The 14,019-nt window shown below is 68.1% G+C and carries 10 protein-coding genes; 3 read left to right on the top strand and 7 right to left on the bottom strand.

What is annotated here, in order from left to right; genetic code table 11:
- Positions 1-152 precede the first annotated feature (152 nt).
- From fusA to rpsL, 3 genes are all read right to left on the bottom strand, one after another.
- On the bottom strand, positions 153-2,267 hold the full coding sequence (fusA, locus tag EGM46_RS04990; protein ID WP_125099074.1) for an elongation factor G: 2,115 nt from the start codon (positions 2,265-2,267) through the stop codon (positions 153-155).
- Positions 2,268-2,380: 113 nt separating this feature from the next.
- Positions 2,381-2,851: a 30S ribosomal protein S7 gene (gene rpsG, locus EGM46_RS04985; RefSeq protein WP_125099073.1), complete on the bottom strand. Its 471-nt coding sequence runs from the start codon at positions 2,849-2,851 to the stop codon at positions 2,381-2,383.
- Complete coding sequence (rpsL, locus tag EGM46_RS04980) at positions 2,851-3,222, bottom strand: 30S ribosomal protein S12 (RefSeq protein ID WP_025134286.1); 372 nt, start codon at positions 3,220-3,222, stop codon at positions 2,851-2,853. Before rpsL ends, rpsG begins: the two co-directional genes overlap by 1 nt.
- Positions 3,223-3,516: 294 nt before the next feature.
- Between rpsL and EGM46_RS04975 the strand changes: the two genes are divergently transcribed.
- From EGM46_RS04975 to EGM46_RS04965, 3 genes are all read left to right on the top strand, one after another.
- Entirely contained in the window at positions 3,517-4,332 is an 816-nt protein-coding gene (locus EGM46_RS04975; RefSeq protein ID WP_125099072.1) for a PaaX family transcriptional regulator, read from the top strand.
- Between the two features lie 259 nt (positions 4,333-4,591).
- Positions 4,592-6,268 carry an AMP-binding protein gene (locus EGM46_RS04970; protein WP_125099071.1) on the top strand — a complete coding sequence of 559 codons (1,677 nt, stop codon included), beginning with the start codon at positions 4,592-4,594 and terminating at the stop codon, positions 6,266-6,268.
- Positions 6,269-6,314: 46 nt separating this feature from the next.
- Positions 6,315-7,670 (top strand): MFS transporter, encoded by a 1,356-nt coding sequence (locus EGM46_RS04965; protein WP_125099070.1) that lies wholly within the window; start codon positions 6,315-6,317, stop codon positions 7,668-7,670.
- A 42-nt stretch (positions 7,671-7,712) separates the two neighbouring features.
- On the opposite strand, the gene EGM46_RS04960 is transcribed toward EGM46_RS04965, so the two are convergent.
- The 4 genes from EGM46_RS04960 to EGM46_RS04945 all read right to left on the bottom strand — a co-directional run bounded on the left by EGM46_RS04960 (position 7,713) and on the right by EGM46_RS04945 (position 13,992).
- Positions 7,713-8,348, bottom strand: a complete 636-nt coding sequence (locus EGM46_RS04960) for a spermidine/putrescine ABC transporter substrate-binding protein (RefSeq protein ID WP_125099069.1) — start codon at positions 8,346-8,348, stop codon at positions 7,713-7,715.
- A gap of 2 nt (positions 8,349-8,350) precedes the next feature.
- The gene (locus tag EGM46_RS04955; RefSeq protein WP_125099068.1) at positions 8,351-8,833 is read right to left on the bottom strand and encodes a hypothetical protein; all 483 of its coding nucleotides are present in this window, start codon (positions 8,831-8,833) and stop codon (positions 8,351-8,353) included.
- A complete protein-coding gene (locus EGM46_RS04950) occupies positions 8,830-9,879 on the bottom strand; it encodes a hypothetical protein (RefSeq protein WP_125099067.1) in 1,050 nt (349 codons plus the stop codon). Before EGM46_RS04950 ends, EGM46_RS04955 begins: the two co-directional genes overlap by 4 nt.
- A gap of 219 nt (positions 9,880-10,098) precedes the next feature.
- A complete protein-coding gene (locus EGM46_RS04945) occupies positions 10,099-13,992 on the bottom strand; it encodes a DNA-directed RNA polymerase subunit beta' (RefSeq protein WP_125099066.1) in 3,894 nt (1,297 codons plus the stop codon).
- Positions 13,993-14,019 lie beyond the last annotated feature (27 nt).

Raw genomic sequence — 14,019 nt, 5'->3', positions numbered from 1 at the left:
TCCTCAGGACATCGAGTACCGCCACCCTCCGACGGTTTCGGAGAGCACGAGTACGGGGTGTGTACCTATGTTACAAGCTCAGGACGGTGATCGCGACCCGAGCGGGGTGGCCGGCGGCAACCGGGTGAGCTGCCGCCGGCCGACGGACGGAGTTACTCGCCCTTAGCCTTCTGAACGATCTCATCAGCCACAGCCTTCGGAACCTCCGCGTAGGAGTCGAAGGTCATCGAGAACACCGCACGACCGCTGGTCTTCGACCGGAGATCACCGATGTACCCGAACATCTCGGAGAGCGGCACGAGTGCGCGCACAACCTTGACACCCGATGCGTCCTCCATCGACTGGATCTGCCCGCGACGCGAGTTCAGATCGCCGATGACGTCGCCCATGTACTCCTCGGGAGTACGGACCTCGACGGCCATCATGGGCTCGAGGATGACGGGCTGTGCAAGACGTGCCGCTTCCTTGAACGCCATCGAGCCGGCGATCTTGAACGCCATCTCGGAGGAGTCGACGTCGTGGTACTGGCCGTCGAGCAGCTGCGCACGAACACCGACGACGGGGAAGCCGGCGAGGATGCCGTACTCCATCGCGTCCTGGATACCCGCGTTGACGGACGGGATGTACTCGCGCGGGACGCGGCCACCGGTGACCTTGTCCTCGAACTCGTAGATCTTGTCGCCCTCAACCTCGAGCGGAGCAAGCGCGATCTGCACCTTTGCGAACTGACCGGAACCACCGGTCTGCTTCTTGTGGGTGTAGTCGTACTTCGGCACCTCGCGGCGAATCGTCTCGCGGTACGCCACCTGAGGCTTACCGACGTTCGCCTCGACCTTGAACTCGCGCTTCATGCGGTCCACGAGGATGTCGAGGTGCAGCTCGCCCATGCCGGCGATGACCGTCTGGCCGGTCTCGGCGTTGAGGCTCACGCGGAACGTGGGATCCTCTTCGGCGAGCTTCTGGATGGCGACGCCGAGCTTCTCCTGGTCACCCTTGGTCTTGGGCTCAATGGCGACCTCGATCACGGGCTCCGGGAAGGTCATCGACTCGAGCACGACCTGGTTGTCCGGATCGCAGAGCGTGTCACCAGTGGTGGTGTCCTTGAGACCGATCACCGCGTAGATGTTGCCAGCGGTGAGGTTGTCGACCGGCATCTCCTTGTTGGCGTGCATCTGGAAGATCTTGCCGATGCGCTCCTTCTTGCCCTTGGTCGAGTTGATGACCTGGGCACCCGAGTCGAGCTGACCCGAGTAGACGCGCACGTAGGTGAGACGACCGAAGAACGGGTGCACGGCGATCTTGAACGCGAGCGCCGAGAACGGCTGGTCAGCCTTCGGCAGACGCTCGATCACGACGGACTCGTCGCGGGGATCGTGCGCCTCGATCGCGCCGACGTCGAGCGGGTTCGGCAGGAAGTCAACGACCGCGTCGAGCATCGGCTGGATGCCGCGGTTCTTGAAGGCCGAGCCGCAGTAGACGGGGTAGATCTCGTTGTTCACGACGAGCTTGCGGATGCCGCCCTTGATCTCGTCGATCGTGAGCTCCTCGCCACCGAAGAACTTCTCGAGCAGCGCGTCGTCGGTCTCAGCGACCGTCTCGACGAGCTTCGCACGGTACTCTTCTGCGCGCGCCTGAAGGTCAGCGGGGATCTCCTGCGTCTCGTAGTTCGCACCGAGGGTGACGTCACCCTTCGAGTCACCCTCCCAGACGAACGCCTTCATCGACAGCAGGTCGACGACACCGATGAAGTCCGACTCCGAGCCGATGGGCAGCTGCATCACGAGCGGCTTCGCACCCAGGCGGTTGATGATGGTGTCGACGGTGAAGTAGAAGTCCGCGCCCATCTTGTCCATCTTGTTGACGAAGCAGATGCGGGGGACGCCGTACTTGTCGGCCTGACGCCACACGGTCTCGGACTGGGGCTCAACGCCCTCCTTGCCGTCGAACACTGCGACGGCGCCGTCGAGCACGCGGAGCGAGCGCTCCACCTCGACGGTGAAGTCGACGTGGCCCGGGGTGTCGATGATGTTGATCTGGTTCTTGTTCCAGAAGCAGGTCACGGCGGCAGACGTGATCGTGATGCCGCGCTCCTTCTCCTGCTCCATCCAGTCAGTCGTCGAGGCACCGTCGTGGGTCTCGCCCAGCTTGTGGTTGACACCCGTGTAGAACAGGATGCGCTCGGTGGTGGTGGTCTTGCCGGCATCAATGTGAGCCATGATGCCGATGTTGCGGACCTTGCTCAGGTCGGTGAGCACGTCTTGTGCCACGGGGTCTCCTCCGGGTGGGGGTGAAAGTTTGGATTGCGGGGGTGTGCCCCGCAGCGGGTGGGCAGCATCGCGCGCGGCGATGCCACCCACCCCCTGGGTCTACCGGGGTGTGATTACCAGCGGTAGTGAGCGAACGCGCGGTTCGACTCGGCCATCTTGTGCGTGTCTTCGCGACGCTTCACCGCGGCACCGAGGCCGTTGGATGCGTCGAGGATCTCGTTGGTGAGACGGTCGGTCATCGTGTTCTCGCGACGAGCCTTTGCGTAGCTGGTCAGCCAGCGCAGCGCGAGCGTGTTCGCGCGGTGCGGCTTCACCTCGACGGGCACCTGGTAGGTGCTGCCGCCGACGCGACGCGAACGAACCTCAAGCGTGGGGCGCACGTTGTCGAGCGCCTTCTTGAGGACCGTCACTGCGTCCTGACCGGACTTCTCGGCAACGTTCTCGAGTGCACCGTAGACGATGCGCTCGGCAAGACCCTTCTTGCCATCAAGAAGAATCTTGTTGACGAGCTGGCTCACGATGGGGGCGCCGTATACGGGATCGGCGACGACGGGGCGCTTGGGAGCAGGACCTTTACGGGGCATTACTTCACCTTCTTTGCACCGTAGCGGCTACGAGCCTGCTGACGGTCCTTGACCGCCTGCGTGTCGAGCGCGCCGCGCACGATCTTGTAGCGGACACCGGGGAGGTCCTTGACACGACCACCGCGCACGAGCACCAGCGAGTGCTCCTGCAGGTTGTGACCCTCGCCAGGAATGTAGGCGGTGACCTCGGTCCCGTTACGGAGCTTCACACGAGCGACCTTACGCATCGCCGAGTTCGGCTTCTTCGGGGTGGTGGTGTAGACACGGGTGCATACCCCGGCCTGCTGTGGGTTCGCCTTCAGAGCGGGAGCCTTGGTCTTGGAGACCTTCGGCGACCGGCCCTTGCGAACCAACTGCTGAATAGTTGGCACTGATTCTCCTATGTACTCCTGCACGGTGACAGGAATGCTGCAATGGTTTGAGCATGTGCGCCCGCTTGCGCGGGCACGGAGCTGCTGGTCGATCGCCCGCGCGAACGCGAGGTCCCTCCCTGAGTGCAGCTATGCCGTGGGGGTACCGCCCCGAGGGGCGGTGGTCCCGTGGCGCGCTCCCCCTTCCGGCTCCGTGCAGGCACGGCTCAGTACGCTGGAGCACACCAAGAAGCAACTTTACGCGCTCGCGTCGTGCCGCGCAAGGGACGAGGCGAGCCACTACACTGCGACAGCATGAGCGACGCCACCGCCGCAGACACGAGCGCCAGGCCCCAGCACCTCATCATCACCGTCTTCGGCATCTACGCACGCACGCGGCCCGTCGCGGTGGCGGATCTCATCTCCCTCATGGCCGACCTCGGGGTGGAACCCGGCGCCGTTCGGTCGACGGTGTCGAGGCTCAAGGGCCGTGGCATGCTCATCAGCACGCGGACGGGCGGCATCGCCGCATACCGGCTCTCCGACGCACTCGAGTCCGTCTATGCCGCGGGCGACCGCCGGATCTTCGCGCAGCAGCGCGCCCAGCCGACCTCCCCCTGGCTACTCGCGTCGTTCACCGTCCCCGAACGGGAGCGCCCGGTGCGCCACCGACTGCGTTCGCTCCTCACCCAGCTGGGCTTTGGCCAGGTGAACGGCGGGCTCTGGATCGCGCCCGGTCACGTTCTCGACGAGGCGCGCGCTGCGCTCGCCGAGCGCGGGCTCGCCGGCTACGTCGACCTCTTCCTCGGCACGCACGTGAACAATGAGCGCGCAACGCAGCAGCTCGCCCAGTGGTGGGACCTCCCGGCGATCGCCGCCCGCTACCAGGAGTTCCTTGCCACCCATGGCGGCGCGCTCCGGCAGCCGGCGAGCGGCGCCTCCGCGTTCTCGACATACGTGTCCGCGATCACCGCGTGGCGCCGGTTCCCCTATCTTGATCCCGGGCTGCCCCTGGCCGCGCTCCCCGCGCAGTGGCCGGGAATCGCCGCCGAGGCGCTCTTCCACGCGATCCACGATCGCTTTTCGGTCGCCGCGGCCGAGTACGCAGACACTCGGCTCACTCTGCGGTAGCGCGGAGGTTTCGCACTCAATCGACTGCTTCGCACTCAAGAAACTCGCAGGCGAAGCACGCAGTTCGAGACAAAACTACCCAATCTGATGGGCGGCGCTCGGCTCGCCAGTGACGCGCAACCGCGCCGGTGCTACATTGCAGTTCCATGACGACCGTCAGGGTTGTGACACCTCACTGGGTGTCGCCGCCGGTCATCATCCGCGGCCCCGCTGAGCCACCCCCTCCCCGCCCCGCCGTTTTCAGGAAGGGAGCAAAGCAATGAAGCTTTCTCCGAGTGCATACACCGACACCTTCGCGCGCGACATGCTTCCCCCGCAGGAAGCCTGGCCGCGGCTCGAGTTCACCCTGCCAGAGCTCCAGTATCCGGATCGGCTCAACGCCGCAGCGGAGCTGATCGACGTCACCACCGCGCGGTACGGCGCGGAGCGGTCGGCCATCCTGCTCGCCGACGGTACCTCGTGGAGCTACGGCGAGCTGCAGCGCCGCGCCAATCAGGTGGCGCACCTCCTCACCACCGAACTGGGCCTGGTGCCGGGCAATCGCGTGTTCCTCCGCATGGCGAACAGCCCGTGGGCCGTGGCCTGTTGGCTCGGCACGCTGAAGGCCGGCGGCATCGTCGTGACCACCATGACCGCCTGGAAGTCGCACGAGGTGGGGAACGTGCTGGCCAAGGTGCGCCCGGCCGGGGCGTTCGTGGACGCCGAGACCCTCGACGAGATAGCGACGACCCTGCACGCGCACGTGCCAGCGCACCGCGTCGTGCTCACCGGCGAGGCTGCCGACGACTTCGCGGCGCGCTGCGACGCGCACCCCGCGCACTTCACCGCGGTGCAGACGGCCGCCGACGATGTCGCGCTCTTCGGCGCGACCTCGGGAACGACCGGCTCACCGAAGGTCACGATGCACTTCCACCGCGACATTCTCGCGAACGCCGACACGTTCGCCACGCACACGCTCCGCCTCACCCCCGACGACGTGAGCGCCAGCACCGCCCCGCTCGCATTCACGTTCGGGCTGGGCGGGCTCGTCGTGTTCCCGCTGCGCAGCGGCGGGGCCATGGTGCTGCTCGAGAAGCCAGGGCCGCTCCAGCTCGCCGAAGTCATCGACCAGCTCGGGATCACGGTGCTCTACACCGCGCCGACCGGGTACCGCACGATCCTGAAAGAGGGCTACGCCGCCGAGCTCTCGCACCTCCGCATCGGCGTCTCCGCCGGCGAGCACCTGCCGCCCGAGGTCTTCGCCGCCGTCGAGGAGGCGAGCGGGCTTCGCCTGGTCAACGGGATCGGTTCGACCGAGATGCTCCACGTGTTCGTCTCGGCCGCGGGCGACGAGATCCGGCCGGGGGCGACCGGCCGCGCGGTCCCCGGCTACCGCGCCACCATCCTGGACGACACCGGCGCGGAGCTCGGGCCTGGCGAAGCGGGACACCTCGCGGTGATCGGGCCGACGGGGTGCCGCTACCTCGACGACGAACGGCAGGCGGACTACGTGCGAAACGGCTGGAATGTCACCGGCGACACCTACGTGCGCGACGCCGACGGCTACTTCACGTTCCAGGCACGGTCCGACTCGATCATCGTCACCGCCGGGTACAACGTCGGGGCGCCGGAGGTTGAGGAGGTGATCAGCACCCACCCCGGCGTCCTCGAGTGCGCGGTGATCGGTCGCCCGGACCCGGACAAGGGAGTGATCGTCAGCGCGTACGTCGTGCCGCGCGCAGGAACCACCGCCGGGTCGGATCTCACGAACTCGATCCTCGCCCACGTGAAGGACCAGCTGGCCATCTACAAGTGCCCACGCCGGATCGACTACCTCGACGCGCTCCCGCGCAACCCCAGCGGCAAGGTCCAGCACTTTGTGCTCCGCGAGCGCGCCGCCAGCGCGCAGCGCGACTCGGGGCTCGCCGCACCATCCGCCCGCACGCACGGAGATTAGCGACTCCTCGCCCCGCGAGGCTCCGCTCGAACCGAAGGAGACAACGATGTCCCAAACCCATACCGCACCGCGGGCCGCCGACTGGCCGGTCCCCCGTTCCGTGACCGGCCTCGTGCTGCTCTGCTGTTGGCTCGCGATTCTCTCCGAGGGCTACGACGTCGGCGTGATCGGCGCCGTGCTCCCCTCGCTCGCGGAGTACCGGGCCTGGTCGCTCGGCCCGGTCGAGCTCGGCGGCCTCGCATCGTGGGCGCTCGTCGGCATGCTCATCGGCGCGCTCGCGATCGGCACGCTGAGCGACCGGCTCGGTCGCAAGCGCATGCTCCTCATCTCGATGTTCATCTTCACGTCGATGCAGCTGGGCGCGGCGCTCGCCCCGACGCCAGAGGTGTTCGGGCTGTTCCGTTTCCTCGGTGGGCTCGGCATGGGCGGGATCGTCCCGGTCGCCGCCGCCCTCACCATCGAATACTCTGCGCCCCGCAAGCGGGCGCTGAACTACGGCATCATGTACTCCGGCTACTCGCTCGGGATCGTCGTGTCCGCCATCGTCGCCATGCTGCTGCTCGAGCCGCTCGGCTGGCGGTGGGTGGTGGCGATCGGCGCGTTACCCGTGCTGCTCCTGCCCGTCATCGCCGTGCTGCTTCCCGAGTCGCTCGAGTCGCTCGAGAATCGCGGCAGCCACGCGCAGGCGGCGCAGCTCGCCGAGCGGCTCCGGATCCGGCCGTACATTCCGCAGCAGGGGGCGGCCCCTGACACCCCCGGCGGCGGGGCCGCCGCAGCGGAGACCGCTCGCCCGCGGCCACAGTGGTGGCAGATCCTACGCGGCCTGTTCTCCCGGTCCTCGCTGCGGGCCACGATCGCGCTCTGGGTTGCGCTCTTCGCCGGGCTGCTGCTCGTCTACGGCCTGAACTCGTGGTTGCCGTCGATCATGCGCGAGAGCGGCTACGACCTGGGCCCCGCCCTGGCATTCCTCCTGGTGTTCAGTCTCTCCTCGGCCGTCGGCGGCCTGGCGCTCGGCTGGCTCGCCGACCGCTTCGGTGCGCGCCCGGTGCTCGTGGTGTTCTACCTGCTCGGCGCGGTCGCGTGCCTGCTCATGATGTTCCCCAACTCGATGCTGACGAACCTCATCTTCGTCGGCATCTCGGGGGTTGGCTCGATCTCCACCTCGCTCGTGCTTACCGGCTACATCACGGACTACTACCCGCCGGCAATCCGCGCGACCGCGACAGGCTGGGCGCTCAGCTTCGCGCGGATCGGCGCCATCACCGGGCCGCTGCTCGGCGGCTGGATCGCAGCGCTGCAGGTGGGTGTCGAGTGGAACTTCATCACCTTCGCGCTCGTGGCGGTCCTCGCCGCAGTCGCGGTGACGATCGTCCCGAAGCGGCGCCAGCTCACAGCCGCGTAGGCCGCAGCGGGCCAGCCTCCGCTGGCTCGGGCTTCCGCACGACTACTGCGGCGGTTCGAGCCCCTGGCTGAGCTCGTCGAGCATCGCGCGGATCTGCGGCTCGACGAAGCGCGCCACCGCAGAGGTGATGCGCTCACGGTGGTCGAGCAGCGCGAAGCAGACCTCGCGCCCGCACTCCTCCGCGTACGCGTCCGCCCGCGCGATCTCGTCGCGGATCTGCCGCTTCTCGGCCTGGCTGAGCGGGGGCCGCGGGAGCGGAGGCGCGGGCTGGGACTCCTCGGCGAGCCCGGACAGGGTGAACAGGAACGGCTGCGCGTCGTCGCCGGGTTCCGGATCCGGATCGAGGCCCTCGTACTCCGGGGCAAGATTCGCGGCCGGGTCGTAGCCGCCGGCACGCCAGAGTTCATCGTGCGTGAGCTCGGCGTGCAGTGCGGGGAGTTCCGCCGCCGTGAACTCGTCCACCTGGCGGTCGATGATGCGCTGCAGCCGCGACACGAGCGCGTGCGTCACCTGGTGCGGCACGTCGCCGGACAGCCCCGCGGCCGTGAGCACCGGCGAGCCCGTGCACCGCGCGCACAGCCGCGCGCGGCCGCGGTGCGATCCCGGGCTCCAGCGCGGCACCCAGCGGAGCCAGGCGTCCACGGCGCCGGAGACGCGATCCGCGATCGTTGCCGCCACGCTCACTCCTCGTCTTCCGTGCGCTCCCACGGCCAGCGCGGCGGCGGTCGGTCGGTGTACACGCGGCGCGCAAGCACCGCCCAGAACAGCAGCTGCGCGAGCAGCCAGATCGCGGCGAGCGTGATCGCGAACGGGCTGAGCCAGGTGTCGTCGAGGTGCATCCCGGCGAGGCTGCCGGCGAGCCCCCAGAGCAGGTAGGCGCCGGCGGCGACCGCGATCAGCTGGCCCCATGCTGGTGTGCGCCGCCCGCGGAGCAGGGTGAGCGCCTGAGCCCACATCGCCGCGGCGAGCAGGCCGAGCGCGAGGAGCAGCACGAGCGGCGCGGCCCACACGGGCACCGCTGGGGTGGCGACCGGCATGCGCTCGAGCGCGAGCGTCAGCCCGCCCCACACGGCAACGAGCAGCGCAACCGCGACGATCACGGCGGCGAGGATCAGGGCCCCCACGTACCCGCGGGTGACCCCACGGCGGGGCCCTGTGCTCACGGCTGCTTCGCCTGGACCTCTGCGAGCGCCGCCTCGTACTCGGCGAGCGCCTCAGCGTTGCGGAGCTTCATGCGCCTGCCGCGCGCGCCGATCCACGCGCCGAACCACACGGTCACCTCGCGGGCCACCGCGGCAGCCGCGAGCGCGGGAACCGTGAGGCCGAAGCGGTGCACGAGGGCCATCGCGGAATCGATCCCGATCGAGAAGCCGGGGAGCAGCTCCTGTGCGGAGGCGTACGGCGTGCCGAACTGGCCGAGGGCGAGCGTCGCGCTCCCCCACACCAGCGCGGCGACCAGGAAGCCGCCGAGCACGTATGCCCACCAGCCGGCGCGGCCGACGATCAGCACGAGCAGCACCGAGGCAACGAAGAACGTGACGACGGGGATGATGAAGCTGAGCGAGGTCAGCCACGGCAGCAGCCCCTCGCTCACGAAGGTCGACGGCGGGAAGTACTGCGACACCCAGGCGGCAATGACGCCGAAGTAGAGCGCGGCGAACACCACGGTCGAGAGCAGCGAGATGAGCACACCAGCGCCGCGGTTGCCGCGCAGCTCGGGCGGCATCGGCGTCTGCGTGTACAGCGCAGCCATGGGGTGATCGGCGCTCACGCGGATCTCGCCGTCGCGCGCGGGCGGAAGCGCGGCGCCGAAGGGCTCGGCGCCCGGCGCAGCGCTCGGCAGCTCCTCGTAGTCGGGCACGGTGGCCGGGGCGCTCGTGGTGGGCGCAGGGGACATGTCGAGCTGGGTGTCCACCTCGCTGATCGCTGCGCGGCGCGCGCGCTCGGCCTCGTCGAGGTCCGCCTGTCCGACGGGCGCGTCCGATGCCGCCTCGCCCGCCGCATCCGCGGCTGGTGCGGCGTCGGCCGCGCCAGCCGCATCGCCTGCTGCAGCCGCAGCATCGTCGGATGCGGTGTCGCGCGAGCGCTGCACGGCGCGCAGCACCTCGGTCTCGCTGGCCTGAACCTCCTCGACGGGCGCACCGGGGACGCCGGTTGCCTCGGGGGTCTCCGCTGCCCTCGCGCCGGGCGTCTCGCGGTCCTCGCTCATGGGTTCACCTCTCGTTGCTGCGCCGAGCGTGTGATCCGCACGCTCGGTGTCTGTGCCGCCACAGTACAAGCTCCCCGGCCCTTTCACCCGCGTACGCGCCCGAATCCAACGAAATTGAGACGTCTCGATCGGGATCGCTGCGCCGCGAAAACGCAGCGCGGGCGCCCGCACCGAAGTGCGAGCGCCCGCGCGCGTGTGCCGGCTCAGCCGGCTGGAACCCTAGCTGTAGTTGCCGGGGTTGAACTCGTCAGCGGTGAAGCTGTCGAAGTCCACGAACGAGAGGTCGTTCTCGTCGAAGGTGCCCTCGGTCGCGAACAGGCGGTTCGGGTACCGCTCCGCCTTCGCCTCCTCGGTCGCCTCGACGGTGACGTCGCGGTAGGTGCTCAGACCGGTACCGGCCGGGATGAGCTTACCGATGATGACGTTCTCCTTGAGACCGATCAGCGGATCCTTCGATCCCTCCATCGCCGCCTGCGTGAGCACGCGGGTGGTCTCCTGGAAGGAGGCAGCCGACAGCCACGACTCGGTCGCGAGCGAGGCCTTCGTGATCCCCATGACCTCGGGACGGGCCGTCGCGACGCGCTTCGACTCGAGCAGCGCCTCGCGGTTGATCCGCTGGTAGCGCGAACGGTCGACGAGCTCGCCGGGCAGCAGCTCGGTCTCGCCGTGATCGACGACGGTCACCTTGCGGAGCATCTGTCGAACGATGACCTCGATGTGCTTGTCGTGGATCGGCACACCCTGCGAGCGGTACACGCCCTGCACGCCCTCAACGAGGTACTTCTGCACGGCACGCTCACCGGGAATGTGCTTGCCGTTCTCGGTCGAGCCGACCTGCAGAATGTCCTTCGGATCCAGCGTGCCAGCGAGGAACGGCTGGCCGAGCTCGACGTGATCGCCGTCCTCAACGAGGAGGGTCGCACGCTTCAGCACGGGGTACGCCTTCTCCTCGGTGCCGTCGTCCGGCGTGAGGAGGATGCGACGGCTCTTCTCGGTGTCCTCGATCGTCACGCGGCCTGCGGCCTCAGCGATCGGGGACGCACCCTTCGGGGTACGTGCCTCGAAGAGCTCCTGCACGCGGGGCAGACCCTGCGTGATGTCGTCGGCCGATGCCGAACCACCCGTGTGGAAGGTACGCATCGTCAGCTGGGTACCCGGCTCACCAATCGACTGCGCCGCGATGATGCCGACGGCCTCGCCGATGTCCACGCGCTGACCGGTCGCGAGCGAGCGGCCGTAGCAGGTGGCGCAGACGCCAACCGCGGACTCACAGGTGAGCACGGAACGCACCTTGATCTCGGTGACACCGGCAGCGACGAGCTGGTCGATGAGCACGTCGCCGACATCCGAACCGGCCGCGGCGACCACGGCGCCCGACGGGTCGACCGCGTCGGCGGCGAGGGTGCGAGCGTAGACCGAGTTCTCCACGTCCTCGTCGCGCACCAGGACGCCGTTGGCGTCCGCTGCGGCGATCGGGAGGTCGAGGCCACGGCGGGTGCTGCAGTCCTCCTCGCGGATGATGACGTCCTGCGACACGTCCACCAGACGACGGGTCAGGTAACCCGAGTCGGCGGTACGCAGAGCGGTATCCGCGAGACCCTTACGCGCACCGTGGGTCGCGATGAAGTACTCCGCCACCGACAGGCCCTCGCGGTACGAGTTGATGATCGGGCGGGGGATGATCTCGCCCTTCGGGTTCGACACGAGGCCACGCATACCGGCGATGTTGCGGATCTGAAGCCAGTTACCACGAGCACCCGAGGACACCATACGGAAGATGGTGTTGTCCGCGGGGAACGCGTCGCGCATGGCGGCGGCCACCTCGTCGGTCGCCTCCGTCCAGATCTCGGTGAGTGCCTTGTGGCGCTCGCTGTCCTGGATCATGCCGCGATCGTAGTCGCGCTGGACCTTCGCGGCGCGCTTCTCGTGCTCCGCGATGATCTCCGCCTTGTTCGACGGCGTCACGATGTCCGAGAGGGCAACGGTGACACCCGAGCGCGAGGCCCAGTAGAAGCCGGCGTCCTTGATCCGGTCGAGGGTCGCAGCGACCTCCACCTTCGGGTAGCGCTCAGCCAGGTCGTTGACGAGGGTCGAGAGCGAGCCCTTGTCCGCAACTGCCTCGAAGTACACGTAGTCGGCAGGCAGCGCCTCGTTGAAGATGGCGCGGCCGAGCGAGGTCTCGACGAGCACGGGCTTGTCGTGCGTGACGCCCTGCGCATCGGTGTACCCGGTGAGACGGATCTTCGCCTTCGCACCGAGGTCGAGGGTGCCCTCGTCCATCGCGAGGATGGCCTCGGCGATCGAGCCGAACGCGCGGCCGGTGCCGACCACGTCCTCCTTGATCGTCGTCAGGTGGTGCAGACCGATGATCATGTCCTGCGAGGGCAGGGTCACCGGACGGCCGTCCGACGGCTTCAGGATGTTGTTCGACGCGAGCATGAGCACGCGTGCCTCAGCCTGCGCCTCGACCGAGAGCGGCAGGTGAACGGCCATCTGGTCGCCGTCGAAGTCGGCGTTGAACGCGGCACACACGAGGGGGTGCAGCTGGATCGCCTTGCCCTCGACGAGCTGCGGCTCGAACGCCTGGATGCCGAGGCGGTGCAGGGTCGGTGCGCGGTTGAGCAGCACGGGGCGCTCGCGGATGATCTCCTCGAGCACGTCCCACACCTCGGAGCGCGCGCGCTCCACCATGCGCTTCGCGGCCTTCACGTTCTGCGCGTGCGACAGATCCATGAGGCGCTTGATCACGAACGGCTTGAAGAGCTCGAGCGCCATCTGCTTGGGCAGACCGCACTGGTGCAGCTTCAGCTGCGGGCCGACCACGATGACCGAACGGCCCGAGTAGTCGACGCGCTTGCCGAGCAGGTTCTGACGGAACCGGCCCTGCTTGCCCTTCAGCATGTCGGAGAGCGACTTCAGCGCACGGTTGCCGGTGCCCGTGACGGGGCGGCCGCGGCGGCCGTTGTCGAACAGCGCGTCAACGGCTTCCTGGAGCATGCGCTTCTCGTTGTTCACGATGATCTCGGGAGCCCCGAGATCGAGCAGGCGGCGCAGACGGTTGTTGCGGTTGATCACGCGTCGGTACAGATCGTTGAGATCCGAGGTCGCGAAGCGGCCACCGTCGAGCTGCACCATGGGGCGCAGCTCCGGCGGGATCACCGGGACGACGTCGAGCACCATCGCGGCCGGGCTCGCACCCGTCTGCAGGAAGGCGCTGACGACCTTCAGGCGCTTGATCGCGCGGATCTTCTTCTGGCCCTTGCCCTCGGCGATCTGCAGGTGCAGCGTCTCGGCCTCGGCGTCAAGGTCGAACGCCTCGAGGCGCTTCTTGATCGCCTCGGCGCCCATGTAGGCCTCGAAGTAGTCGCCGTAGCGGTCCATGAGGTCGGCGAAGACCGCGTCCTCGGGCTTGAGGTCGCCCACCTTGAGGTTGCGGAAGTCCTCCCACACGCGCTGCAGACGAGCGATGTCGTCGTCGAAGCCCTTGCGGATCGCGGTCATTTCCTTCTCGGCCGAGGCCTCAGCGCGACGGCGCTGATCCGCCTTCGCCCCCTCCGCCTCGAGCGCGGCGAGATCCGACTCGGCCTGCTGCTGTCGCTGCGCGATCTGGATGTCGCGCTGGTCCTCGAGCGCCTTCAGCTCGAGCCGCAGCTCGGCCTCAAGCTCGGCGAGATCCTCGTGGCGGCCCTCTTCATCGATGTCGATGATCATGTACGCGGCGAAGTAGATGACCTTCTCGAGGTCCTTCGGCGCCATGTCGAGGAGGTAGCCGAGACGCGACGGCACACCCTTGAAGTACCAGATGTGCGTGACGGGAGCGGCGAGCTCGATGTGGCCCATGCGCTCACGGCGCACCGACGACTTCGTGACCTCGACGCCACAGCGCTCACAGACGATGCCCTTGTAGCGGACACGCTTGTACTTGCCACACGCGCACTCCCAGTCCCGGCTGGGACCGAAGATCTGCTCGCCGAACAGGCCGTCCTTCTCCGGCTTCAGCGTGCGGTAGTTGATGGTCTCCGGCTTCTTCACTTCACCGAACGACCAGCTGCGGATGTCCTCAGCTGTAGCGAGGCGGATCTGCAGCTCGTTAAAACTCGTACCCTCGAGCAAAATGTTCTCCTTGGTAGCTAAAGGTCT

The sequence above is a fragment of the Leucobacter chromiireducens genome, assembly GCF_003917135.1.
Taxonomy (GTDB): domain Bacteria; phylum Actinomycetota; class Actinomycetes; order Actinomycetales; family Microbacteriaceae; genus Leucobacter; species Leucobacter chromiireducens_A.
This window is presented reverse-complemented; position numbering and strand designations above follow the sequence as displayed.

What these genes read in the sequence shown, in the direction of transcription:
- EGM46_RS04975 (WP_125099072.1), top strand. Translation starts at nt 3,517, where the DNA reads ATGAGCGACGCCACCGCCGCAGACACGAGCGCCAGGCCCCAGCACCTC.
- EGM46_RS04965 (WP_125099070.1), top strand. Translation starts at nt 6,315, where the DNA reads ATGTCCCAAACCCATACCGCACCGCGGGCCGCCGACTGGCCGGTCCCC.
- EGM46_RS04970 (WP_125099071.1), top strand. Translation starts at nt 4,592, where the DNA reads ATGAAGCTTTCTCCGAGTGCATACACCGACACCTTCGCGCGCGACATG.
- EGM46_RS04950 (WP_125099067.1), bottom strand. Translation starts at nt 9,879, where the DNA reads ATGAGCGAGGACCGCGAGACGCCCGGCGCGAGGGCAGCGGAGACCCCC.
- rpsG (WP_125099073.1), bottom strand. Translation starts at nt 2,851, where the DNA reads ATGCCCCGTAAAGGTCCTGCTCCCAAGCGCCCCGTCGTCGCCGATCCC.